Origin of the sequence: Pseudomonas sp. S04 (genome assembly GCF_009834545.1) — a bacterium.
Classification (GTDB): Bacteria; Pseudomonadota; Gammaproteobacteria; order Pseudomonadales; family Pseudomonadaceae; genus Aquipseudomonas.
This window is the reverse complement of the sequence record NZ_CP019427.1, coordinates 2,619,478-2,644,825: the sequence shown is the minus strand read 5'-3', so window position 1 is coordinate 2,644,825 and position 25,348 is coordinate 2,619,478. Positions and strand designations below refer to the sequence as shown.

General features: G+C 57.7%; 22 protein-coding genes and 1 tRNA gene. 7 read left to right on the top strand and 16 right to left on the bottom strand.

Features of this window, described 5'->3' with window-relative positions; genetic code table 11:
* Positions 1 to 10: 10 nt before the first annotated feature.
* Both PspS04_RS11875 and PspS04_RS11870 read right to left on the bottom strand, forming a co-directional pair.
* On the bottom strand, positions 11 to 1,579 hold the full coding sequence (locus tag PspS04_RS11875) for an ABC transporter substrate-binding protein (protein ID WP_159995428.1): 1,569 nt from the start codon (positions 1,577 to 1,579) through the stop codon (positions 11 to 13).
* Positions 1,580 to 1,705: 126 nt separating this feature from the next.
* The gene (locus tag PspS04_RS11870) at positions 1,706 to 2,584 is read right to left on the bottom strand and encodes an alpha/beta hydrolase (protein WP_159995426.1); all 879 of its coding nucleotides are present in this window, start codon (positions 2,582 to 2,584) and stop codon (positions 1,706 to 1,708) included.
* 132 nt (positions 2,585 to 2,716) lie between these two features.
* Between PspS04_RS11870 and PspS04_RS11865 the strand changes: the two genes are divergently transcribed.
* Entirely contained in the window at positions 2,717 to 3,595 is an 879-nt protein-coding gene (locus PspS04_RS11865) for a LysR family transcriptional regulator (protein ID WP_095169714.1), read from the top strand.
* Positions 3,596 to 4,062: 467 nt separating this feature from the next.
* On the opposite strand, the gene PspS04_RS11860 is transcribed toward PspS04_RS11865, so the two are convergent.
* The gene (locus PspS04_RS11860; RefSeq protein ID WP_159995424.1) at positions 4,063 to 6,189 is read right to left on the bottom strand and encodes a TonB-dependent siderophore receptor; all 2,127 of its coding nucleotides are present in this window, start codon (positions 6,187 to 6,189) and stop codon (positions 4,063 to 4,065) included.
* 475 nt (positions 6,190 to 6,664) lie between these two features.
* Positions 6,665 to 6,751 (bottom strand) — tRNA-Leu (locus tag PspS04_RS11855).
* A 455-nt stretch (positions 6,752 to 7,206) separates the two neighbouring features.
* Between PspS04_RS11855 and PspS04_RS11850 the strand changes: the two genes are divergently transcribed.
* The 6 genes from PspS04_RS11850 to PspS04_RS11830 all read left to right on the top strand — a co-directional run bounded on the left by PspS04_RS11850 (position 7,207) and on the right by PspS04_RS11830 (position 12,197).
* Complete coding sequence (locus tag PspS04_RS11850; RefSeq protein ID WP_159995422.1) at positions 7,207 to 7,416, top strand: hypothetical protein; 210 nt, start codon at positions 7,207 to 7,209, stop codon at positions 7,414 to 7,416.
* A gap of 535 nt (positions 7,417 to 7,951) precedes the next feature.
* Entirely contained in the window at positions 7,952 to 9,097 is a 1,146-nt protein-coding gene (locus PspS04_RS11845; RefSeq protein ID WP_159995420.1) for an AlbA family DNA-binding domain-containing protein, read from the top strand.
* Positions 9,098 to 9,581: 484 nt separating this feature from the next.
* A complete protein-coding gene (locus PspS04_RS11840) occupies positions 9,582 to 10,118 on the top strand; it encodes an N-acetyltransferase (protein WP_159995418.1) in 537 nt (178 codons plus the stop codon).
* Positions 10,119 to 10,157: 39 nt separating this feature from the next.
* A complete protein-coding gene (locus tag PspS04_RS27510; protein ID WP_174244573.1) occupies positions 10,158 to 10,316 on the top strand; it encodes a hypothetical protein in 159 nt (52 codons plus the stop codon).
* A 420-nt stretch (positions 10,317 to 10,736) separates the two neighbouring features.
* Complete coding sequence (locus PspS04_RS11835; RefSeq protein WP_159995416.1) at positions 10,737 to 10,946, top strand: hypothetical protein; 210 nt, start codon at positions 10,737 to 10,739, stop codon at positions 10,944 to 10,946.
* Positions 10,947 to 11,015: 69 nt separating this feature from the next.
* Positions 11,016 to 12,197: a hypothetical protein gene (locus tag PspS04_RS11830; RefSeq protein WP_159995414.1), complete on the top strand. Its 1,182-nt coding sequence runs from the start codon at positions 11,016 to 11,018 to the stop codon at positions 12,195 to 12,197.
* A 414-nt stretch (positions 12,198 to 12,611) separates the two neighbouring features.
* Here the strand turns inward: PspS04_RS11830 and umuC are convergent, their stop codons facing one another.
* The 12 genes from umuC to PspS04_RS11770 all read right to left on the bottom strand — a co-directional run bounded on the left by umuC (position 12,612) and on the right by PspS04_RS11770 (position 25,326).
* On the bottom strand, positions 12,612 to 13,889 hold the full coding sequence (gene umuC, locus PspS04_RS11825; protein WP_159995412.1) for a translesion error-prone DNA polymerase V subunit UmuC: 1,278 nt from the start codon (positions 13,887 to 13,889) through the stop codon (positions 12,612 to 12,614).
* Complete coding sequence (locus tag PspS04_RS11820) at positions 13,882 to 14,307, bottom strand: LexA family protein (protein WP_159995410.1); 426 nt, start codon at positions 14,305 to 14,307, stop codon at positions 13,882 to 13,884. Before PspS04_RS11820 ends, umuC begins: the two co-directional genes overlap by 8 nt.
* 123 nt (positions 14,308 to 14,430) lie before the next feature.
* Entirely contained in the window at positions 14,431 to 15,225 is a 795-nt protein-coding gene (locus PspS04_RS11815) for a DNA adenine methylase (protein WP_159995408.1), read from the bottom strand.
* Positions 15,226 to 15,375: 150 nt separating this feature from the next.
* Positions 15,376 to 15,897, bottom strand: a complete 522-nt coding sequence (locus tag PspS04_RS11810; RefSeq protein WP_159995406.1) for a lysis system i-spanin subunit Rz — start codon at positions 15,895 to 15,897, stop codon at positions 15,376 to 15,378.
* A complete protein-coding gene (locus tag PspS04_RS11805) occupies positions 15,894 to 16,442 on the bottom strand; it encodes a glycoside hydrolase family 19 protein (RefSeq protein WP_159995404.1) in 549 nt (182 codons plus the stop codon). Before PspS04_RS11805 ends, PspS04_RS11810 begins: the two co-directional genes overlap by 4 nt.
* Before the next feature lie 37 nt (positions 16,443 to 16,479).
* Positions 16,480 to 17,523 (bottom strand): phage late control D family protein, encoded by a 1,044-nt coding sequence (locus PspS04_RS11800; RefSeq protein WP_159995402.1) that lies wholly within the window; start codon positions 17,521 to 17,523, stop codon positions 16,480 to 16,482.
* 60 nt (positions 17,524 to 17,583) lie between these two features.
* A complete protein-coding gene (locus tag PspS04_RS11795; RefSeq protein ID WP_159995400.1) occupies positions 17,584 to 17,790 on the bottom strand; it encodes a tail protein X in 207 nt (68 codons plus the stop codon).
* Positions 17,765 to 18,610, bottom strand: a complete 846-nt coding sequence (locus PspS04_RS11790) for a phage tail protein (protein WP_159995398.1) — start codon at positions 18,608 to 18,610, stop codon at positions 17,765 to 17,767. Before PspS04_RS11790 ends, PspS04_RS11795 begins: the two co-directional genes overlap by 26 nt.
* A 9-nt stretch (positions 18,611 to 18,619) precedes the next feature.
* A complete protein-coding gene (locus tag PspS04_RS28000; protein ID WP_202982083.1) occupies positions 18,620 to 23,161 on the bottom strand; it encodes a phage tail tape measure protein in 4,542 nt (1,513 codons plus the stop codon).
* Between the two features lie 130 nt (positions 23,162 to 23,291).
* Complete coding sequence (locus tag PspS04_RS11780) at positions 23,292 to 23,588, bottom strand: phage tail assembly protein (protein ID WP_159995396.1); 297 nt, start codon at positions 23,586 to 23,588, stop codon at positions 23,292 to 23,294.
* Positions 23,589 to 23,634: 46 nt separating this feature from the next.
* Positions 23,635 to 24,144, bottom strand: a complete 510-nt coding sequence (locus PspS04_RS11775) for a phage major tail tube protein (RefSeq protein WP_159995394.1) — start codon at positions 24,142 to 24,144, stop codon at positions 23,635 to 23,637.
* A 12-nt stretch (positions 24,145 to 24,156) separates the two neighbouring features.
* Positions 24,157 to 25,326 (bottom strand): phage tail sheath subtilisin-like domain-containing protein, encoded by a 1,170-nt coding sequence (locus PspS04_RS11770; RefSeq protein WP_159995392.1) that lies wholly within the window; start codon positions 25,324 to 25,326, stop codon positions 24,157 to 24,159.
* Positions 25,327 to 25,348 lie beyond the last annotated feature (22 nt).

The window sequence follows — 25,348 nt, the reverse complement described above, 5'->3', positions numbered from 1 at the left end:
GTGGTACGCCTTACTTGGAAGTGTCGGCCAGCTTCACGCCCCACAGGCGCGGCTTGGCAACGGGCCAGGAGCGGTACCCTTCAACGCGCTTGCCCATCGCGCCGATGGCGGTACCGTTGTAGATGGCCACCATTGGCACATCCTTGAGCATCAAGGTATGCAGCTTGTCGAACAACGGTTGGCGCTTGGCGGGGTCAACCTCGCGCTGGACCTCACGCAATATCGCCAGGGCCTCGGGGTTGTCCCAGACTTTGCGCGGCTCCTTGTGCTTGTCGCCGATCACCGATTCATAGCTTTGCGCCGCGTCGAAACGCCCCGAATAAGAGAACGACATCATCTGGTAGCTGCCGGTCTGGTAGCGCTCCAACTGCGTGCCCCACTCCAGGGTCTCCATCTCGATATTGAGCCCCGCCGCCTGGGTCATGGCCTGGCTGAGCAAGCCCATGTCGAACATCTGCGGGTAGCGCTTGTTGACCAGCATGCGGATCTTTTCACCGGCGTAACCCGCCTCTTTCAACAGGCGCCGGGCCTCGTCGAGGTTGTAGCTGTAACCCTGGTGCGCAGTGGCGTCGTAGTACGGGCTGGCGGTCGGAATCACCGAGTTGTTGACCACCGACAAACCATCGGACAACGCCGCCACCATCTGCGCGTAATCCAGGGACAGCGCCACCGCACGACGAATGCGCACGTCCTTGAGCAGTGGGTCACGGGTCTGGAACAACAGGCCGCTGATGGTCATGATCGGGCTGACCTGGATCTGCAGGTTCTTGACCTTCTTGAGTTCTGCGGCATCCATCGCCGTCACGTCCGGCAGCAGGTCCACGCCACCCGACAGCAGCGCAGCCTTGGCCGACGCCGAATCGGGGATCACCTCGAAACGCACCTTGTCGACAAACGCCTGCTTGTTGCCGGTGTACCCGTCCGCCTCGGCCTCGGCCCGCGGGGAGTAATCCTTGAAGCGATCCAGCTCGACGTACTGGCCCTTTTGCCATTTGCCCAAGGTGAATGGACCGGTACCAATCGGGGCGCGCCAACTGCCATCGGCCGCCAGGGAGTCCGGATGCAGAATGCCGCTGCCGGTGCAATCCGGGCGGGCCATCGCAGCCAGGAACAAGCCATTGGCCTGGTCCAGTTGGAACACCACGGTCTGCGCGTCGGGGGTGGAGACATCGACGATCTTGGCCGCGCCACGGCCATCGAACTCCGCCAGGCAGCGCCACTGGGTCTTGGGGTCAAGGTAGCGCTGCCAGGTCCATTGCACGTCCTTGGCCGTCAACAACTGGCCATTTTGAAAGTGCACCCCATCGCGCAGGGTGAAGGTGTAGCGCAGGCCGTCCGGCGAGACATCCACCGCGCTGGCCAGCATCGGCGCGATGCTGGTGTCTTCGCGATACGCCACCAGCCCTTCGACGATATGCATCATGACCGCATCGGTATTGTCGTCGCGGTTGACGCCTGGGTCGGTGCTGCGGATATCGCCATTGAGGCCCACATTGATGACCTTGTCTTGCGCAACGGCAAGGGACACTGTGCATGTCGACATCGCGACGACGAGCGCGGTCTTTACGTAATTATTCACGGGAGAACGACTCCTTGAAGAAGTATTCCGGTCAGTGGCGAAGGCCAAGGCAGGACCGGCATCAGAATGAGTGAATCCTTAGTTATTGTTATACGGCCTGTTCTGAGTGCATCTGGCAGTGGTGTATCAGCCAAGGCTGCGCTTGTGCCGCAGCACCTTGGCGAAAAAGTCCTGGGCCGCCGGCATCGCCTTGATGCCCTGGTGAGCCACGTTGGGTAACAGGTCGAAGTGCACCTGTACGCCGGCGGCTTGGAAACTTGCCTGCAAGCTGGCCAGGCGTTCCGGGCGTGTACGTCCGGCGGCGTTGGCACCGGCCATGTAGTGTTTGCCACCTTCGCGGTGGGTGATCTCCCAGGTCTCGAGGTCCGAGTCACCCACCACCATGTGCACCGGCAGTTGCTGCAAGGCTTGCAGGTTCAGCGGTTTGCCGAATCGCGCCGCGAAGTCCCGCACCCCTACCCACCAATCCTGATCGGCATCCAGCAAAGTCACCGATCCCGGCGCACCGATGGACGCTGCCCAGAGTTTCTCGGGGTGCAAGTAGCAGAATCGATGAGTGAATTGCCCGCCGCCGGAATAACCAAACAGCGCGAAGGTATCGAAGCGCCGACCATAACGTTTACCGACGCCGGCGATCATGTCGAGCAGGACCTGGTCGTAGCGGATATCGCCCTCGACCAACTGCTTGTAGCCGTCCCCATTGTTGTCACCCAGGACGCCGACCGGGAACAGTGGGGACAGAATCACGCAATCGTTCCAACGGCCAAATTCCGCGAAGCCATTGCGATAGATCTCCATCGCCCGGGTCGAGCCGTGCAGCGAGACCACCAGGTCCACTGGCCGGCTGCTGTCTTCAATCGCCTCAGGCACGTAGAGGGTGTAGGCAAAACGGCTGTCTTCGGTGTGTGAATACACGGTGGTAGCACCGAGGTGATACACGCTCTTGGCAGCACGCAGGGCCAGTTGTTCGGGGTTGTTATCTGAAGTGGTGTCTAAATTGCTCATGTGGAAAGTTCGCCGAGTCAGTTCGGGAATGAGTATTGGGCGGAGGCTATAAAAAGAAAAACTAATTAAACTTTAGTTTGAGTAAACAAACCCTTTACGATGCAGCGATACCCCCTGACTACGGCCCTTTCCATGAGCAGTATTCGTTTTTTCAAGACCTTTATCGCCGTCGCCGAATACGGCAGCTTTGCCGCCGCCGCCGACCGCGTGGCCCTGACCAATGCCGCGGTCGGCCAGCAAATGCGCGCACTCGAAGAAGAGATGCGCCGACCGCTGTTCGACCGCAGTCATCGGCAGATCAAACTGAGCCGCGACGGGGTGTTGTTGCTGCCCAAAGCCAAGCGCCTGCTGGCGGACTACGAGCAAATGATCGCCGAAGCGCCCGAAGGCGTGGCAATGGAAGGTGAAGTGTCCATCGGCGGCATTACCTCCGGCATGGGCCTGCTCGCCAATTGCCTGGTGCAACTGAAAAAACTGCACCCGAGGATATCGGTCAACTTGATGACTGCCCGCTCCGACGAAGTGGTCAACCTGGTGCATGCCGCCAAGCTCGACGCCGCGCTGTTGATCGAGACCGCGCGGCAAAACTTCGATGGATTGAGCTGGACCCTGCTCTACAACGAACCGATCGTCATGCTCGCCAATGCCACGCAAACCGCCGGCATTGACGACGCCGTGGAACTGCTGAGAACCCAGCCGTTTATTCGCTACGACAGGTCCACGGCAGTCGGGCGCAAGGTACAGGCAATCATCAAGAGTGAGTCCGTCGAGCCGTTGGAAATTCTCGAACTGAACTCCATCATCGGCATCGCCGACCTGGTTCGCCAACAAGTCGGCGTGGCAATCGTGCCCTTGCTGAAGAACTTCGACTGGCACAAGGACCCCAGCCTGCGAGTGCTGCCGCTGCCCGGCGACTTGGCGGTACGCCGGGTGGGGATATTGGAGCAAGGCACCAAAAGCGCGATTACCGGGGAGATTCGCAAGCTGCTGATGACGGCGGTGGCGAAGTGAACTGGCCTGACGATTTTGGACACTTCAATCGGGCGCTATGATGACGCCCAAGCCTGAGGTGTTTGGTTATCCGGCTTTTCCCGCAGGGAGCAAAAGGGGACGAGCAAAAGGGGACAGATTTATTTGACTCTGCATTTTCTGCTGATCTTGAAAATAAATCCGTGCCCATTTTCTCGCATTTTCTCATTCTTTATTACTCCAGCCGACGCCATATGCCACCTGCCTTGAAAGCACTCATCGAATTCATCAGGGCGGGTAACTTGCGGATCTGATTCAGGACCATCCTGACCGGCAACCGTGGATCGAGTCGAACTCAGATGTGCTGGCCAATGTACTAAAAATAATGAGAACTGAGGAGAACGAACAAGCCCCGCCAGGCCAGGGCCAGCGGGGCTTTTGCCCGATTAGCTGCAGGACGTGCTGCGTGCTGAGCTTTCACAATTCGCAAGACCGCCCATTCAATCGAATCACAACGTGTAGGAAATACCGACCTGCACTGTTCTCGGCGCCCCTGGATAAGCGTAAACGTTGCCGAACGCCCCCTCCTCATAATCTTCATCCGCCAGGTTTTTCACATCCAGATTGAGCCTGACCCTGTCGTTCACCTTGTAGTAGCTCAGCAGGTCGACCACCGTGTAGCTACCCATCGAAAACGCTGTGTTGGCGGTCTGCCCTGCGCGCTCATCGACGTACTTGAGCCCGGTGCCAAGCCCCAGACCCTTGAGCGCGCCATCCTGGAACTCGTAGACATTGAGCAGGCTGAAGCTGCTCTGCGGGATGTTCATCAGCCGGGTGCCGGATTCGATGACGTTGTCCTTGGTCACTTGCGCATCGACATAGGCGTAGCCGCCGATCACCCGCCATTGCGGGGTCAGGTTGCCGGCGATGTTCAGGTCCAAACCACGGCTGCGCACCTCGCCTGCCGCCACGCTGAACGTCGAGTCCACAGGATCGGTGGTGAGTACGTTGCGCTTTTCGATCTGGTAGATCGCCGCGTCGACACTCAATTGACTGTCCAGCGCTTCCCACTTGATACCCAGCTCATAGGACTTGCCCTTTTCCGGTTCGAAACCACCGCCCTGGCGACTGGCACCGGTATTGGGCTTGAACGAGCGCGCCGTGTCGGCATAAATCGCCACGGTATCGGTTAGGTCATAGGTCACACCAACGCGCGGGGTCACGGCATTGTCGCTGGCCTCCCAGCTTCTGCCGGCCGGCACGAAGGTTTGGTAGGCATGCTCGAAGCGTTCGAAACGGGCTCCGGCCAGGACGCGCAAGCGCTCGGTCACGGCCACCTGATCCTGGATGAACGCGGCGTAGGTCTTGAGGTTTTCCTTGTCGTTGGTCGGGGTGCGGGTCAAGGCTGGACGCGGCTGGCCATACACCGGATTGAAGATATCGATCGGATAGGCACTGGCGTCTCCGCTGGAGCGCTGGATGATCGACTGGTAGTCGTAATCCTCGTACTCGACGCCGGTCAGCAGGGTGTGATCTAAACCGCCTGCGGTGAAATGTCCGGTGAGGTTGAGTTGGGTGTCCTTGTCCGTCCACTCCAGCTTGCGGTAATTGAAGTTACGGCCCAGGGTGCGCCCGTCCGAAGCCACACCGTTGGCTTCGACCGCATTCCCCGCCAGGGTCCCGTCGAGCCATTGGAATCCACCGCCCAACGTCCAGTTATCGCTCAGCAGATGCTCGAACCGCAGCTGCGCCATGTTGTTGTCGTTGTGCAGTTTGCCAACGTCTTTTTCGCCGAAGAAGGTGTCGCGCGAGGCGGTGCCGATCTGGTTTGGATAGCGCGTCAGGCCACGGTCGAGCGGGTGATTGTTGCGCATGAAATCGCCTTCGAAAATCACCTTGGTCTCGTCGGTGGCCTGCCAGGACAGCACCGGGGTCACGCCGTAGCGTTCGGTTTCGACATGATCGCGGAAGGTATCACCGCCCTCACCCACCACGTTCAGGCGATAGGCCAGGCGGCCCTCTTCGTCCAACGGGCCGGAGGCGTCCAGCGTGCCGCGCTGCATGCCCTGGTCGTCGAGTTGGCTCCCCAGGGTCACAGTGGGCACGGCCAGGGGCTGCTTGGAGATGACGTTGAAGGTGCCACCTGGATCGCCTCGGCCATAGAGCATGGTCGCCGGCCCTCGCAGCACTTCCAGTCGCTCGATGATGTTGGCATCGGGCATGTTCGGATAACCACGGTTGATCGGGAACCCGTTGCGATAGAACTCCCCGGTGGTAAAGCCGCGCACGGTAAAGGTAGTCAGCCCCTGTCCGCCGAAATTGTTGGCCCGCCCCACACCACCGGCGTAATCGAGAGCGTCCTGCAACCTTGTCGCACTGATGTCCTCGACGACATCCCTGGTGACCACGCTGATGGACTGTGGCGTTTCGTGGATCGAAGTGTCGGTGCGCGTAGCGCTGGCCGACCGCGTCGCGCGATAACCGTCAACTGGCCCAAGGGCGGTTTCAAAATCTGCTGTGCCAACGATGTCAGTCGCTTGCAACTCCAGACTGGCTTTTTCAGTTGTGGCTTCTTCTGCCCAGGAGGACACGGAGAATGCCTGAAGCACGCAGATGGACACCAGAGTACGACGCATCTAGTAAACCTTGAGAAAATAGCCAAATGGGAGGGCATACATGCCAATAAATCGCGGCGTATGGTATACCTAACAGCAATATATTGATACGTATTCGCATTTGTATTTTCTGGATGCTACCTACGGTTGCACACATCGCTGATCAAGGAATTCCAGAACACCTCGCTTGCAGACCCTATGTGGGAGCGAGCTTGCTCGCGATGGACGTGAACGATAACGCGTAAGTAGATAAATACGCGGCGCTTTCAAGTCCATCGCGAGCAAGCCGCAAGCGGGCGCCCGCTCCCACAATGAACTGCGTCGCTTAACTGATCAGCATTACCCTCAAAGAGCCCTTTGGAAGTCGTTTCAGACTTACTTGGTCAGCCAGGACTTGACGGTCGCAGAAGGCATCAAAAAGTTTTAATGAGCTTTTTTCTCAACCAGAAACGAACAAGGGCCTGCGCGATAAAATCACGCAAGCCCTTGATATATATGGTGCCCGAAGCCGGAATCGAACCGGCACGCCCTTACGAGCGGGGGATTTTAAGTCCCATGCGTCTACCAATTTCGCCATTCGGGCGGTAGCGCGGTGTCGCGGTCAATCACGACCTGAAGCCAACCAGTCGTTTTTGCTACTAGTGCGACAGGGGAGGAAATATATACACCCCTACCCTGCTAAGCAAGTTCATCCAAGGCAATTCCAGGACAAAACATTGCGCACCAGCTTAAATAAAAAAGCCCTGTAGATCGTTGATCTACAGGGCTATTTATAGTGGAGGCCGAGGTCGGAATCGAACCGGCGTAGGTGGATTTGCAATCCATCTATAAAGCCCTGAATTTCAATAGGTTAGCACGCATAGCGTTCCGCAAGCTACTGATTTTTAAAGGCCTGCCGCCCACGGTTTTCGGGGGCTACATTTTCGGTTGCGGAACGGATTTTTGAACACTCCCCGCGTGCAATACCGACCCGAAAGCGACCTTCCATCCCTTAAAAATCTGATGCTGCTAAACTGAAAGCTCCACGGAGGAGTCGTGATGCCAAATTCAGACCTGCTTCCTGCCCTGCTCTACAAAATCAACGAGAACCAACTCGCGCTTGAGGCCGCCGTCATGGAACTTTCGAACTGGGTCGAGCAGCGCGGCTCCGCAGACGTTGCGAGCAACGTGCGTGGCGCCCTGGACACGATCGACCGGAATGAAGAGTTCATCAAGCTGACGCTCGCCGTGCTGATGACGCCAGAATGACCGCAATCGGCCGATTCTGTTGAAAAGTCGGTCCTTCCAAGCTACTCGCGTACTGACTGCTGAAAACGCCTTTTTTTTTGCACTCAGCTCCGCGAAACCTAAGCCTGGCATCCTCTGCTAAAAGTAAAAATTTCAATCTCAAGCGCGTACTTTCTGCCGCGGAAACCATGACCGACTTTTTCAACAGAATCGGCCATAAGCAGACATTACGCTGTAGAGGTATTGTCCACTTATTTCCATTAGCTCCAGAGTACGAAGCCTCTTTCCAGCTTCGCCATAATGACCGTAGACCAGCGTGCCGAAGGTTGGCCGTCAGCGATCTCGCCAAACGCAAGCCCGACGAAACTGGGAATGCCCTTTTGCGCCGAGACCTCGCCTTAACGGACGTCGACTCTTTAGTCGCTCTTCCGGGCGTTGGTATGCGGAAGATGCACGACTAAATGCTGATCGCGGATCTGTACCCGACGTCCCAACCCTTGCAGCTAGACAGGTCGACACCAAAACAGTAGCGTTGCGGGAAATCAAGGTGTGGATTATGAAAATGGATGACCAATCGTTAATAGAAACACTACTTTATAAAGGCGAAGGCACAACACTGGACTATAAAGTGCAGCAATACCCACACGATGGCGCTACACCAGAAGCTAAAGGTGAGCTACTTAAAGATGTACTAGCATTCGCCAACGCTTGGCGACAGGAAGACGCGCACATTTTAGTCGGCGTTAGTGACTTAGGAGAGCTTGTCGGACTTGATATAGACCTGGACGATGCACGACTTCAACAGTTCATCAATGGAAAAACAAACACCCCGGTTCACTTTTCATACAGATCGTTAACATTCAAAGGGTTCCAGCTGGGGCTGTATACCATCGACACCCAAGACCGGCCTATCTATGCAAAGCAAGCCTTCGGCAAGGTATTGGCTGATACTGTTTATGTACGACGCGGCTCATCTACGGCAATAGCAAAACCCGAAGAAATTGCAAAAATGGGCGCGGATCGTGTCGAAAAATCGCAAACATTTTCTCCGAATCTTTCTCTACAACTCTTAGGATCAGATGACACTAATCTAGATTCTTTATATTTAAATTATAATAATGTAATCATTGAAAATCAAGATGAACTTCCGGACCTGATGGAGAAGCGGACTCCTTACGGAATGTTCGATACTGGTGCAAGCTACGATATGGCGCATACCAACCAAGCATATTACCGCGAGCTTGCTCAATACATTCAACAGCTTGAAGGAATTTCGGGTTTTCGCCTACAACTAACCAACTCTGGAACCAATTTTGCTGACGACGTCAGAATTTACCTTACCATTCCAATTGCAAACGACTTACAGCTACTAGAAGAGCGTCAAATACTTGACAGACCGAAGAGAAAAAGCAGCATTCTTGATGCGATGAAGAGAGTAACGCCGATAAATCTTTCACGCTGCGGCGTTTCAATAACAACAGAGCGTGAGCTTCACACTGCGGTGTTTCGCATGGGGAAAATTCAATCTGGAGAAACTCTAACTACAGATTGCGTTTATCTCGTAAGACCGCCACAAAATTTAACATCCATTACTGTACGAATTCTATCAGATCAATTGCGCGAACCCATCGAATTAAACATCCCTGTGGTTATAAACAAACAAGATGTCCATTATACATTTAACGACCTCGAGCATTTTTAAAATTAAGATACCCTCTCCACTGATGGCTTCAGTGCAGATCGTGGTGTCAGCTAGAGCTTGGTGAGTTTGAACAAGCTACTTCGGAATGAGCGACAACTGAAGCGGACAATCCGACTTAGGCCAGCCCTTCCGCATCGTGGTAACAACAGGCTTTTAGTTACCGAAGTTTCAATGCCAATTGAGCGGTTCCTTTGGGTCGATTCTGTTGAAAAAGTCGGTCTGCCCAAACTGCCTGATCATTGACTGGTGAAAACGCCTTTTTTGCACGCTGCCACGTGAAATCCGAGTCTGGAAGTCCCTGCCAAAAGTAAAGATTTCAATCTCGGACGCGTACTTTTCTGATGCGCAAACCATGGCCGACTTTTTCAACAGAATCGGTCAAGCCGTCAACGGCGACGGCGATCTGGTGGTTTTCGTATCCACTGTTATAGTGAGGCCGCCCCAGTGGTAGAGGGTGGGGTAGCTAAGAATCTAAGGATTATTGATGGCACCACGTAACGACCACCTGAAATACCAGGTGTATCGGGGAGAGGCTTACCGGCAAGCCCTCGGGCTGTTAGCCGAAGAGCAGGCCTCGTTAGACCCACCCGATCTCGATGTTTCGCGCGTCCGACTAGAGCCCATCAACCACGCGGCAGTTGAGGCAAGCTACAATTGGGGCGAAGACGGCGCTTTGCTTTCCTGGGAGGAAGTATCCAATTGGAAGCAGAAATGGCCCAAGGGGATCGACCTGGCGCTGTGGTATGACGTAGAGCTATGCGGCATGGCATACGCGAATGCCCGAGACAGCAAGCTCACTATCAAGCTTATCCTCCTCGAGGGAAAGCCAGACTCGAGCCACCCACTGAAGGGATACGTGCTACCCATTGCTCTAACTGCGATCGACGCGTTCGCACGCATGCTGAAGTTGAAGTGGATTGAGGTTCAGGATCCAGCCTCAGGCGCGATCCCCTGGTACTGCGAGAACGGCTTCGAGTTCGACGATGAGCGGCGCCTTGTCATTTCTGTAGAGGGCGAATAACATGACCTCATTCAATCATCACCCTCAGGGATGCATGCGATGAAAAAGCAGACAGCAAAACCAATGTTGGTTGCCGCGTACGCCGCGGAAGCCCAGCGCCTGGGCGGATCGGTTTCTGCGAATCAGCGTCGTTTCATGGCCGCCGCCAAGCGTGGCAAGCAGATTGAGCCTACTGGCGTGATGGCTGGCCGCACATAGCTTATAGGATTTCCCAAAAGCCGCCTTCATTGGCGGTTTTTTGTGCCTGGTGATACCCCTTTCCATCACTGTCGTAACTGTTAATCCAACTGTCAGCGAAGCGTCTCTTCCCGGCCAGTCTTTCCTGTCGACTCAGCGCGCTCGCCATCGGTCTACAGACGCAAACCTTGCTTGAGCTGCATACCTCCCGAAGAGGCTTCGATCAGGTCATAAATACGTGCATGGTGAGCGGGAAGACGAACAATTCACTTTCGCCAGCCATCTTCACCCTCATCCCTTGTTGCGAAACCTAAGTAACCGCTATTGGCCGCAACCTCGTGCACTGTCAATGCAAACTCAATATGCCTGTCATTAGAACCGGCCTTCATCCCCCATGAAATTCTTAAGCTGCTACGCTTTCGAGCTCACGGAGGAATTGCGATGCCAAATTCAGAGCTGCTCCCTTCCCTGCTACACAAAATCAACGAAAACCAACTCGCTCTAGAAGCTGCCATCATGGAGCTTACTTTGTGGGTCGAGCAGCGCGGGTCTGGGGATGTCGCCAAAAATGTACGTGGTGCCCTGGTTGCAATCGATCGAAACGAAGAGTTTATCAAAATGACTCGCGCGGTGTTGATAACACCCGAATGACGCTGATCGGATGTCGATTGCTGCCAGTCACAACCTAAATCATAAGCATTCAAGTTGAAGGAAATTTGTATGTCCCGAGCTGTAACAGCTGATCACGTTCTTTTCGATGAATGCATTAGCGCTTTCCGACCGAACGAAGTAAAAGACAGTGCCCACAACTTCGGCCCCAACCACTCATACTTACTCACAAGCTTCCAGTTGCCAATAGCATGGAATCTACCGCACTGCACTGTTAATCCGTCAATCACAGTAAACCTACACGGACCTTATAGATCATTCATCTGCAAAGTAAAAAATCCTGAACGTGTAGGCACGCACAACAGCCAACTCTATGGAATTGCACTGGCATCAATTATATCTTTCGTTTCGGGAAAAATTATAAAGTCAACCCGTGACGACCTCATGTGGCAGCATGAGCCACAGGGAGATGAAATTATACAACTTGCAATTCACCACCCAATACTTTATACCGGGCCTGGCAGCTCAACAACACAACTAACTAAAAAAACCTTAAGCAAGTACGAAGAAGAAACCATAGCACTAATTACCAAACTACACCAAATCCCATATAACAAATATGTAATCGTCATGCAAGCCATTCGCCTTGTACACCTCTCGCTTTCAAACAAGAGAGAAGACTTCGGACTTGCACACCTATTGATTGTATCTGCTATAGAATCCGCAGCCCAACAAGCCATAAAGATAACGTCGAACAAAAACCCAAAAGAAAAAGAAAAAGAAAAAGAGTGGAAAAAAATAGTAGACGACAAACGTATACTTTCGGACTTACTGCAAGAATATAGAGCCCTACGCAACAATGCCAATAAAGCTGGAAATATCAAAAAACAATACATAGACTTTATAAAAACGTTCGCACCGCCATCCACTTGGGAAGGCCTAGTACCTCATCCTTGGCAAGATCACTATGACACCTATATAGAGTGCTCTCCTGACGACGAAGAGCTGCCCAAAATCTTAGAAAAAAAACATGGTGAAATTTACCCATCAGATTTGACGATCGATGAAATCAGTACGCTGCTTTCCGACTCTTATACATATAGATCCTGTTTTGTGCACAGAGGAGAACAGCCACCTCATCGCTCACCAACTCCTTTCAACCACTATTTCGAAACCCTTCATGAATACTTTACAGGGAAACCCGACAAACTATTGCCTAGCTATGACCTTCTAGTATCGATCGCACAAAACTCAATAAAAAATTGGATGTACACCATTCCAAACGAGAAATAGCAAGCAATCAACTCGCTGAACCACTGACAATATAATAAAACATTAGTATCAACCCCTCGACGATCATATAACTACTCACCCTCTCCCATTTAATGATTTAAAAAAACTTATTACAGGGAGGGGGGGGGCTTTACACTCCCCTGCGTCGCCTTAGGTACCCATCCTACACACATAGCCGATCTCGGCCACCTCCATCTGGGCGCAGGTTCCACCCGTCTTCGCTAGAGCGATCGTCGATGTATCTTTGAACACACGCTTGTTGGTGCGAATGCAATGAAAATCGCGTATTCCGGCTTTTCAGCTTGCCCTATGGGAAAGAGGTTAGGAAGGTTCGTTTTTCACTGATCGCCCTGTAGGCCATGTATTGCGCAGCTTTGCACTACTTCAACACCATCCGAACTACTACTTATTCACCTAAGAACAAGACACTCGCCAGAGCTGATCAAGGCGCGTTGTATAGCTTTGACTCATCATTTCGCGCCGCATCACCCAATCGGGATTACTTGGCACACTCGCTGAGCGAAGCGTTCCCCTTCCCCAGCGCTGGTTGATCTCGTCCAAAACGCCCATCAGCTTTGTAGCAGCACCTGGTTGAGACTCTGCAAATAAGTCTTCGGTGTACTCGCCAGGCTGACAAAGATTCAGCAACATCACCTCGGCCTTGCTGTAATTGAACCCAACCCGGTAGACGTGATCGAGCGCATCTACGGCTGCCTTTGTAAGTAGTCTCACATCGTCAGTCGGGTATGGAAGATCAACCACCACACCGTTGGCGTACTTGGCCTCATCGGGATTGAAGAATCCAGTGCGAATACTGACCCGAATTTTTTTACACAGTGAGCCCTGCGCCCGTAGCTTTTCTGAGGCGCGCATCATGTAGGTGGCCACCGCCTCCTTGATTGGCGGTAACTCCTTCAAGCGCTTGCCAAACATCCGGCTGCAGCAAATCTCTTGCTTTGGCGGGTCGGGATCATCCAGCTCCAGGCATGGCGTGCCGGCCAGTTCACGGGCCGTCTTTTCGATGACCACGCTGAAGTTCTTGCGCAATGTCCAAGGGTCAGCGCTGGCCAGATCCATAGCGCTCTTGATACCCATCGCGTCCAAGTGCATTTTCATCCGCCGGCCAACACCCCAGACCTCGGCAACGTCGGTATTGCGCAATACCCAATCGCGCTTGATTGGATCGCAGACGTTCACCACACCTCCAGTTTGAGCCTGCAGGCGCTTTGCTGTGTGGTTGGCCAGTTTGGCCAGGGTCTTGGTTTGGGCTATACCGACGCCGACCGGGATACCGGTACATCGCAATACCTGGCTGCGGATCTGCCGGCCAAGTACATCCAGGTCATCAATGCCTGTCAGGTCTGCGAAGGCTTCGTCGATGCTATAGACCTCGACCGCCGGAACTATCGACTCAATCAGCGTCATCACACGCTCGCTCATGTCGCCATAAAGCGCATAGTTGGACGAGAACGGAACAATGCCGTGTTGCTTGAGCTTGTGCTTGATCTGGAAGTATGGCTCGCCCATCTTCACGAAAGGTTTGGCGTCGTAGCTGCGAGCAATGACACAGCCATCGTTGTTGCTCAGCACCACGATTGGGACCTTGGCCAGGTCGGGCCGAAATACCCGCTCGCAGCTCGCATAGAACGAGTTGCAATCGATCAGCCCGAAAACCGGCACGGGCTTAGACATGGCTGCGCACTGTGCTGGTGATCACACCCCAGATCGATAACTCGTCACCTTCAAGGATATAGCGGGCTGGGTATTTCGGGTTTTCCGACAGCAGGATCACTTCGTTTCCGCGCTTGCACAGTCGCTTGCAGATCGGATCGTTGTTTAGCAGGGCCACCACAATGTGCCCGTGAATAGGTTCGATAGACCTGTCCACCACCGCCAGGTCCCCCTCGAATATTCCTGCCCCTTGCATGCTCTCGCCAGTGATCGTAATCAGATAGACATGCGGTGCCCGGATGTTCAGCACTTCATCCAGAGAAATGTGCTGCTCAATATGGTCCGCAGCCGGTGATGGAAACCCTGCCGGGACCCGAAACGAGCACAGCGGAAGCTTCGCACCACCCTCGAAAAGCTGGCCTAGTATGGTAAAGCTCATGTTGATGCCACTCGCAAAATCTGTATATACATACAGTTAACTGTGTAGGCACCTTTCAGTCAATTTCTTCCTGGATATTTCGACAGAAGGGGGGGAGCGTCAAAAGCCCCCTCCCCAACCCAATTAGAACAATCCACCCAAAGCAGCCGGCTCCCAGTTCATGATGATCAACTCACCGCTGATCTCGGCCTTACCTTGTCGCTGGTTCGTGTTGCTGTAGCGAATGTCCAGCGTCTCCATATGGAAGCCTGCGAACACCCGTCGAATGTCGGGGTGATCGTTGATGCTGACCATCACCCTCCCCTTGCACCGACGCATGAAGTCAGCCATGTGTTCATAGTTCTCGAAGGGAAAATCCACCCCATAGCCAGCGGTCTGCCAATAAGGCGGGTCCATGTATTGGAAGGTATGAGCACGGTCATAGCGTTCAGCACAATCAAGCCAGGATAGGTTTTCGACGTAGGTACCAGAAAGGCGCTGCCAGGCCGCAGAGAGATTTTCCTCGATCCGCAGGAGGTTGATGGCCGGACCGGTCGTTGCGGTACCGAAGGTCTGACCCGTGACCTTGCCGGCGAAGGCGTGATGTTGCAGGTAAAAAAATCGGGCGGCACGCTGGATGTCTGTGAGGGTCTCAGGGCGGGTCATCTTCTGCCACTCGAACACCTGGCGTGAGCTCAGCGCCCATTTGAACTGGCGCACGAACTCCTCGAGGTGGTTCTGCACGACCCGATAAAGCGTGACCAGGTCGCCGTTGATATCGTTCAGAACTTCAACGGGAGCTGCCTGGGGCCGCATAAAGTAGAGCGCGGCACCACCGGCAAAGACTTCGACATAGCATTCGTGTGGTGGGAAGAGAGGAATAAGGCGATCGGCCAGGCGGCGTTTGCCGCCCATCCAAGGAATAATAGGAGAAGACATAATTAGCAAGACCTTTACTGTATGTATAAACAGGTGCTAGGCTCGCCGCGCTTTGTGCACGGAGCAAGAGCCTAGGCTGGACTTGCAGGAACCATCTGCAGGGACGGCGACCGGAATGGATGTTGACGCATCCACCCCGGTCGCTCTTTTTTACTGTGTTGCTGACACGGCTTTGACATAGGCCTGACAAGCCGCGAGAGCGATCAATCCTTGGTCGCCGACATCGGTGATGCCGATAATTCGTTGAGCATGCGCTGGGTCAAGTTGGGCTCGCGCGCCTCCATGAACCACGCCGGGGCCACCGGCGGCGGTTGACAACCCACAGCTACTACCCTCGGCGCTGATGTCGAGTAGGACTGACAGCCGGAGATCAGCAGTAGCGAGGCGGTCACGCAAGCGATCCTGAGTCTGTTGAGCATCGCGTAGTTCCTTGTAGTGAGTTTCGTCATCTGCCCGTAGGCGAACCTCCAGATCTCGACGCCTGGACTGTTCAGCCGCCTGCCACTCAATCGCCGCACTGGCGGCGGCCTCGCGCTCGTTCTGATAGTCACCGGCCTTGTCGGCCATCGCCTTGCCATAGCTGTTCGCCTGCCAAAGCCAAGCCACTCGACCACCAACAGCCAAGCCCAGCAGCAACATCAGCGCTGCCAAGCGCCAATTGATGGCAGTCATACGCCCAGGGCCTCGCGCGCCTTCGCCCACAGCGCCAGGCGGTCGGCCAGGCCATTGAGGCCACCATTGATCTTGCGAGTGATGGCGTTGAACTCGCCGCGATCTGCCAGGGGGTTGAGACCCGCTTGCTTCCAGAACCAGGCCGCCGAAGTGGCCGCGTGTTGCGGCAACTCAAGCAACTCGGGCTGGCTAAGCAGATCCAGGCCCAGGGCCTCGCCACAGCGCTGGTAGTTGTCGTGGCCTGTGATCTGGATCAGACCCCGGCCGCGATATTTCTGGCCGTCGCCGTCGGCCTCGAGGGTGTTGCCCAGGCGCGCAGCCAGCGCACCAGTGTCGTACTTGGCAAGGTAAGTATTGTTGCCCAGCTCACGCACGTAACGGAACTGACCGGACTCGTGACCGATCTGCGCGATAAACGCCGCCTGCCGCGCCGGCGTGACGATGCCAAACTTACCCATGGCAGCATTCAGCACAGGTGCAAAAACGCCGGCGTTAGGGCCGGCGTTCGGGAGAATTTTCTGCAGTTGTTGAACCGTGATAGCCATTGTTTACTCCAGTGATGGCCGCGTTCGGCCGTATGGGTTACAGCTGCTCGACTCTGAGCGGCCGCTGTTCTTTTTTCTTCTTGCCGGCGGCCTTCGCCTTGCCCTTCTTGCCGCCGTTGCACTCGACGGTGGTCGTCCACCCGGACGCGGTGAAAACCTGCTCAACACCGTCCACCAGGTACTCACCATCAAGCCCGACCTTGAAGCCCTGGGCATTGATTGTGCATTCGGCAAACAGGTCGGTACGCCCGGCCATTTCCAGGCGCACGGCGGCGGTGCTGCGGTTAAACGCATTTAGCCGCGCCTTGGCGGCCTGCTCGGCGGCGGTCTTATTGGGGTAGATGTGGCGGTCGGTGTGAACTGGGGGCAGACCGTCAGGCGCCTCGCCATTGGTTAACTCAACCACTTTCAGCTCGCCGCTTTTCTGGTCCTGATGCCGGGTCTTCACAGCTTTCTGCGTGCTGCGATCACCCAGGCGAAATTGGTAACGGGGGACGTCTGTTTTGTTTATGGTGATGACCTGCAGCGATTTGCCGGAAGTACTCTTTCCGCCCTGCCGAGGCATGATCAGCAGCTTGCCTTCGGCCACCTTAGCGGTGCAGTCGTACTGCCGAGCCAGACGCGTAAAAAAGTTGAAATCCGACTCATTGCGCTGGTCGATGCGCTCAACCTTAATCGTGACCGGACAGACCACTTCCCAGCCGTTGCGCTTGGCGATATCGCCGACGATCTGCGACAACGGCACGTTTTCCCAACTACCGCTGCGAATCGTCTTGCCGCTGCCACGCATGTCGCTGGCCTTGCCGCGAATGGTCAGCTCATCGGGCGGGCCGGACACTTGCACCTCGTCGACCGTGTAGGCACCCATGCGCTTAATCGGCTTCCCCTCATAGCCCAGGAATACCTCTACCCGCCCACCACGCGCCGGCAATGCGACAGCCTGGTCGCGGTCGTCAATGCGCAGCTCGAACTCGTCCGACTCCATGCCGGGCTTGTCCGAAATACGCAGCAGCAACAGGCGGTCATTGATCATCGCGGTAATGTCCTTGCCGTCCGCAATGATTCGATACGTTGGTTTCATACGTGCTCCAGAAAGGCGAAGCCCCGCACTGGGCGGGGCTTCGTTACGCGTAACGCGGGGTCAATCGAACAGCTGCAGCAGCTCGACCGCCGGCGCAGACAGATCAGGTAAGCGAATCAGCAGGCCGGCACCGTAGGGCTGTACCTCCCTGGCCAGATCCGGGTTGGCATCGAGCACGGCCTCGACGGTGCCGTTGAGATGCCCATAATGGTGATTGCAGATCACATCGAGCAGATCCCCGTCAGACGTTCTGCAGATCGTTGCCATAGCTCACAAACTCCAGGTTGAAGCCTTGTTTTCGAGGGATGCCACCTGCCAGAAGGTGGCTTTGCTCTTCCTCGACGCTGACCAGGCACCAGTTGCCCAGCACCTCGCCATAACCCGTCACCAGATTCAGCGGCTGCAGGTTTCGGCCGATGCTGCGCAGCACGTTCAATTGCTTGATTCCGCCCTTGTGGTGGGGATAGATCGCACCCTTGAGGGTAATCTTTTCCTCCCCCAAGCCCACGGCTTGCTGCGCCACGCTACGACGTAGGCGTTCCTGGCCAGCCCAGCGAAACGACGCCTGCCGGCGCAGCTCGTCAAAGGCAGTGGTGTCGAGGTTGAAGTAGTACGGCTGCGCCTTAGGGTCATGCGGCTGAATGATCAGCAAGTGCGGGAAAGGCGCAATCGCCTCAAACTTTGGCGTGGCCGTGGCCATCAGTCCACCGGTGGGCAGGATGTTGGACAGCGAAGGGCTTACCATCCCCGCCACCCGACCGGCCTCGGCCGAGACCTTGGACGCCATCCGCTTGAACGTGCCGAGCCGTTCCTGCATCTGGGCCGCGCCTGAAGCGACACGGCCATAGGTCGCGGCCACCTGCCCCACACGGGACTGTGCCACGTTGATACTGCGCACCATGCGCCCCAGCTTGGCCCCGACTTCGGGCGGCACGAACGGGATGTTTTCCAGCTCCGAGGCAGCACCGGTGATGCTACCAACGGCACCGTGAATCGGCCCGAGCATGCCGTCTAGGTCTTTGCGCCCAGCCTCCCCCGCTGAAACCAATCCCGACAGGGACGATTCCAGCAGCTCCATGTAGGCCATAGGCCCTCCTTAGATATGTGGTTGATCAAACAGTTGAGCCGAGGACATGCGCGCCGATACATCACGCTGGAAGGCCTCAAACAGGCGACGCAGGGGTGACTCCAGTTCGCGCACCACTTGCTCGGGGTCCTTCACATCGCCATGCACGTCGAGCTTGATAACCGGCGCGAAAGTAAACGACTGCTCGACCTTCGGCGCTGGCAACTTCGCCGGCTCGGGCGCCTTGGCTGGCTTGGCCTGTTCGGGCAGCCGTGGCACCGACGGAGCCGACTTGGCCATTTCGCGCACCACCTCCCCGAAGGAAGGTGGTCCGGCCGGTACCGGTGCTGTAGGCCGGGTATCAGGCGATACTCGCTCAACGACTGGCTGACGCTCCCGGTTGTCGACCACCACCGGCGGCACGAGCGGCACGAGTGCCGCAGGCTGCTGCGCAAGCATTACCAGCGGCTTGACCAGCACCGGTGCCGGAGCGGCCGGCATGGCCTTGACCAGGTCGCGCATGGCAGTGCCCAGGGGAGGTGCCGGCATAGGCTCGGCAACCGGCACACGCTCCCGGTTGTCGGCTGCTGCAGGGACCGCCAGCGGCGCCTGGGGCACCGGCTCGGGCGCCGCCGGCGTGATGACCGGCTGAACCACTGTCGGCACAGGCGCAACGGTTTTGACCGGCTCGCGCACGGTCTGGCCAAGGGCAACTACCGGTGTCGGCATAGGCTCTACAACCGGCACACGCTCCGGGTTGTCGCCCGCTGCAGGTACGACCGGTACTTGGGGCTCCGGCTCGGGCGCTGCCGGCATGATGACCGGCTTAACCACTGTCGGCGCCGGCGCAATGGCTTTGAACGGCTCGCGCACAGTCTGGCCCAGGGCGGGTGCGGGTGCCGACACCGGCTCAGCAACCGGCACACGCTCCCGGTTGTCGACCGCTGCAAGGACCACCACCGGCGCCCGGGGCACCGACTCGGGCGCCGCCGGCGTAATGACCGGCTTAACCACTGTCGACGCCGGCGCAACGGCTTTGACCGGCTCGCGCATGGTCTGGCCCAGAGCGGGTACCGGTGCCGACATAGGCTCAGCAACCGGCTCACGCTCCCGGTTGTCGGCCGCTACAGGGACCGCCACCGGCGCCTGGGGCACCGGCTCGGGCTTCGCCGGCGTGATGACCGGCTTAACCACTGTCGGCGCCGGCGCAACGGCTTTGACCGGCTCGCGCACGGTCTGGCCCAGGGCAGGCACCGGTGCCGGCACAGGCTGGGCAACTGGCACACGCTCCCGGCTGTCGACCGCTTCAGGGAGCGCCACCGGCGCCTGGGGCACCGGCTCGGGTTTCGCCGGCTTGATGACCGGCTTAACCACTGTCGGCGCCGGCGCAACGGCTTTAACCGGCTCGCGCACGGTCTGACCCAGAGCGGGCACTGCTGCCGGCACAGGCTCGGCAACCACCACACGCTCCCGGTTGTCGACCGCTGCAGGGACCACCACCGGCGCCTGGGCCACCGGCTCGGGCTTCGCCGGCGTGATGACCGGCTTAACCACTGTCGGCGCTGGCGCAACGGCTTTGACCGGCTCGCGCAAGGTCTGGCCCAGGGCAGGCACCGCTGCTGGCATAGGCTCGGCGACCGGCACACGCTCCCGGTTGTCGACTGCTGCAAGGACCACCACCGGCGCCCGGGGCACCGGCTCGGGTTTCGCCGGTGTGATGACCGGCTTAACCACTGTCGGCGCCGGCGCAACGGCTTTGACCGGCTCGCGCACGGTCTGGCCCAGGGCAGGTACCGGTGCCTGCATAGGCTCGGCAACCGACACACGCTCCCGGCTGTCGACTGCTGCAGGGACCGCCACCGGCGCCTGGGGCTCCGGCTCGGGTTTCGCCGGCTTGATGACCGGCTTAACCACTGTCGGCGCCGGCGCAACGGCTTTAACCGGCTCGCGCACGGTTTGGCCCAGCGCTACCGGCACAGGCTCGGCAACCGGCACACGCTCCCGGCTGTCGACTGCTGCAGGGACCGCCACCGGTGCCTGCAGCACCGGCTCGGGCTTCGACGGCGGGATGACCGGCTTAACCACTGTCGGTGCCGGCGCAACGGCTTTGACCGGCTCGCGCACAGTCAGGCCCAGGGCAGGCATCGGTGCCGACTTGGCCTCCTGGCCAGGCTCCAGCGTTACGCGTAACGCCTCACCTGGTAACGACGGTGTTTCCGTCAGGGGCTTAGCCTCCCCTTCAGGCTGCTCATCACCAAACCAGTGCTTGCCCAGCCAGGCGCCGACCGACTCACCACCCATGCCGCCCAGGACGGCACCGACTGCACCGCCGACGGCGGTACCAATGACCGGCACGACCGAACCAATGGCCGCGCCGGCAGCAGCACCCGCGAGCGTGCCCGCGAGACTGCCGCCGGCGGCGCCGTAACCCTCGGCCTTTTCGTCTTGGGTCTTGGCATTCAGCGCAACATCGAGCGCGGCCGTGCCGGCATCCATGAAATTACCACCTGGCAAACGCTTGGCCAGGCGCGTAACGCCTCGCATCGAGCGCGCCACCTTACCCAGTTCGTCGCCACCAGTTAACGCCGCTGGCACCGCCTTAAACATCCGGCGCTTGGCAGGTGGCGCGGCGGGCGCATCCACCTTCGCTGCTGGCTGCGCCACAGGCCCCTGCTTCGCCGCGCGCCTACGCTCCCGCCGGCGACTTCTCCGACTGCCCCTAGCAGCTCCTGCAGGGGCGCTATTTGCAACGCCACTGCCGACCCCGGCAAACGCATTTGCATTCACCACGAACACGCGCTGCAGGACGTTTCCACCCGCCTCGGGATCGTCAGCCGGAACGGCCTCGGTCGTACGGGCAGAAAACACCTTGCCCAGCACGCTAAGGCCGGTGTCCACGACCTTGTTGCCGGTCTTGGGTAACTCGATCGGAGCGCGATCGGCACGGCCAGCTCGGCCGGCCAGATGCTCAAGGCCTCGGCCGCGGGCGATGTTGTACACCCCTCGACCGATTTTCAGCGCGCTGGATGCGGTCTTGAACGCCAACACCGCAGCGGTAATGCCGGCAATACCCAGCACAACCGGCTGGAAGTTGTCCGATAGCGAGGTAATGCCCCGGGCGAGCTTGGTCAGTCCCTTGGCCGCCAAATCCGTGGCCGGGCGGATGGCGTCCCCGATGCTGCGCATCGAGTCATCGACCGCCTGGCCTAACTCAGCCCACTGCTGCGCCGAGGTCTCGCGGCGCTCGGCCAGGTTTTTGTCGAGAATCCCCGAAGCCTTCTGCGAATCAGCTTTCAGCTCGTTGTACAGACCTCGGTTCTGCGCGTAGGCCGTGAGCGCGGCCTTAACCTGCATGTCGGCGAACAGGTCGCCGGTGCGCAGGGTCTTCTCCAGCGCCTCCAACGCGGCCTTGGCTTTCTCCGGATCAACTTCCTTGTCGATACCGGCCTGAGCATCCTTGATCTTTTTGGCCTTGGCCGGATCGGTCGCTTGGACGTACTTCATGGCCAAGGCCATGGACGACTCAATGACGCTCATGCCCTTCTGCAGGCCAGTGTTCAGCGAAGCTTGGTAATCAATACCTACGTCGTTGTAGGCCTTGACCACGTCGCCAGAGCCGATCTTTTCCATCCAGTTTTTGAAGTTGTTCGCGGCTTCGTCCGAGCTGCCGGCGGTCTTCATTTGCACTTGCAGCATCGCGCCCAGGGACGTGACCGACTCCATGCCGGTGATGCCGTTCTTTTCCATGCCGGCCAGCAGTTGCGGGAACCACTTGGCCATATCGCTGGCCTCGAAGCTGCCCGCCTGGCCTTGGTAGGCGATGGCCTCCAGGGCCTGCTGCATAACCTTCGGATCGTTGATCTTGGCGTTCTGCTGCAGCGCCATAATCATCGACGCGGTGTCGACGCCCGAGGCGCCCTGGCCAATTGCGAACTTGGCGGCCGTCGGCGCATAAGACAGCGCCTTGTTCAGCTCCATGCCGGCGCCGACCAACTGGTTGACCAGGTCGGCCACGTCATTGCGCGACATGCCGGTTTCTTGCGACGTGTCGATCACGGTCCGAGTTAGCTGCCTTTCCTCGGTCTTGTTGACGACATCAGCCTTGATCGCAATGTCACGGATGACCGCTTGATAGTTCGCGCTGATCATCGTTGGCACGGCGGCCATGCCCGTGGCGACCACGGACTGCCCGATGTTCGACTTAAGTGAGGACTTGCCCGCCTGCAGCTGCTGGTGGCCCTTCATCTGCAGATCGGCGGCCTTCGCCTCTCGGCCAAGGCGCTGGTACTCCCGACCGAGGCGGCCGACCTCGACACCCTGCTTACGCAAGGCCTCCAGGTTGCCGTCGAGCTTGCGTAGCAGCTTGTCGGCGCCAGCGGCCCCGACGTCGTGCGCGCGCTTCCACTCGTCGCGCAGTTTGATGGTTTCGCCAATGGTGCTTTTGAGCACCTTGGCCTTGTTGCCCTTGTCCTCGAGCTTTTTTATACGGCCTTCGACCGTGTTAAACGCGGCGCCGACCGATGAGGCGACGGCACCCCCAATCACCAGTGACAACGCTAGCCTGCTTGCCATCGGAACCCCCTATGCAAGCTAATCCGTGAGCCACCAGACCATGTCCGCGTAGGACATGGTAGCGATTTCAGCGGCCGAGAAATTCAGCTCGGCCGCGAGTCGCTTGGCAGCGCGCTTTTGCGTGGTGGGATTAAAGCTCGTCGTCTCGCACCAGAAACGTGTAGCCGGTCGCCAGGCGGTTATAGTCCTTGTAAGCAAGGCCTTCCAGGTCCTTGACGTGGACCTCGGCCAGCGACGCGAACAGATTCATTTCACGTTGCTCATCATCGCCACCCGAGGTCTGGGTAGAGTTGCGAATATCGCGCACGGTCGGGGCCCGCAGGGTGATGGTGTCAACCTTGATACCGTTCATTTCGGTGGGCTTGGACAGGTTGATGGTGACGCTTTCGGTGGTCAGCTTAAGGTACTTCGGTAGTGGCTTGTTCATGAGGATGTGTCCTTGATTTTGAATGGAATGCGAAAGGGTTGGGGGATTACAGGCCGAGGTCGTTTCGCTGGCCGGCCAGTTGGTCGACGCCGTTGATGACGCGTCTCATGCCGACCGGGTCGATCTCATAGATCACCACGCCGCCGACTTCGAGCTTGTAGTACGTCACGCCGATGGCGTGCTTGACCTCGGCCTTGTCACCGGCCTTCCAGTCGCCCATATCGATTTCTTTGAGCGTGCCACGCAGAGTGACGATGACCGCTTTGGTCTCGCCTTTCTGGATCTTGTAGGAGCCACGAAATACGCCGTTGAAAGCGTTGCCATCGGCCAGGCCGAAGAACTTCAACGACTCTTTGCGTTGGCCGGTGGTGGTGAAGTTGGCTTCCATCTTCTCCATGCCCATGTCCAGCTCAATAGGGATATCCATGCCGCCGGCACGGTGTTCTTCAGTCTTGAGCGTGAGCTTTGGCAGGGTCAGGTTGGGTACGTCGCCATTGAAGCTTTGGCCGTCCACAAACAGGTTCAGGTTGGCCAGAGTTTCGGGAATCATTGCCATGTCATGCGCTCCTTAAGCGGCTTGGTCGAGGACTTCGGTCAGCCACTGGTTGGTGACTTCGATACGGAAATTTGGGTTCTCAGCCGGCGGAACGTCCGTAAAGCGAATGTTCCAGTACACCTTGCCCTGCTCCAGCGCGCTGGCCGAGTTGAGCACCGGGTCGGCGTAGACCTCGAAGTTGATGATTGCGCCCTGAGCTTTCAGGTCGCGCATAAAGGCCTGCAGACCTTCGGTTACGTCGCGGATATAGGTCGAGGTAATGCCCCGGTCGACTGCCCACTTGTGGCCAGCAAGAATCGCGTCCATGACGATGTCCATGGTGCGCACGCGGGTGACAAACGCCCACTTGACATCGCTCGACAGGGTGCGGTTGCCCCACAGGCGGAAACCATCGTCGCGAATGATCGTCGCAATATTGGCGTTGTTGAGCAGGTTGGCCCGGCACGTCTCGTCGCCGTCCAAGAAGTCGATCGCGCGGCCGGTGCCGGTAATGCCCATGAAGTCTTTGTTCGATGGCGAGCACCAGAAACCGTATTCGCTGTCGGTGTAGGCAAACACGCCCGCCGCCCAGGCCGAGGCCGGTGCATCGACGGTGGCACTGGTGGTGGTGTCCCACAGCTGCACGCCCGGATCAACCATGTACAAGCGCTTGGAGCCGAACAGCTTGGCGTAAGTCGTGGCCGCTTCGTCGGTGGTGCCGGGGCCGTCGATGATGGCGATAGCACGCAGCTTGCCAGCAATCGAATCCATGGCAGTCGCTACCGCCTGGGTTGCGCTGTGCTTGGGCGCGATGATGATTCGCGGCTTAGCGTTGAAAAGGCTCTTGCCATCGAGTAACGCCTGCAGACCGGTACGCTTACCGCTGGCCTGCACGCCGCCAATAATCGCCGAGGTCTGTGCCGCTGCGTCGACGGCCTTGGCCACGCCAGACGCGACGATCACGGCCTTGGAGCGGGCATAGATGGCCAGGCACGCCTTGGTAATGGCAGAAGCGGCGCCGAACGCAGCAATTGCCTCGCTATCGCTGGTGATCAACACCACGTCGCCGACCTTGGCCGTGGCGTTCGAACCCTCGGTGAAGGTGTCGACCAGGCCAATGATCGAGGAGGACGGCAGCGAGATATTGCGCGCGCCAGTGTCGACGCTCGTTACGGTAACGCCGTGAAAGAAGCTAGTAGGCATGGTGAAGCTCCAGAAAGCACAA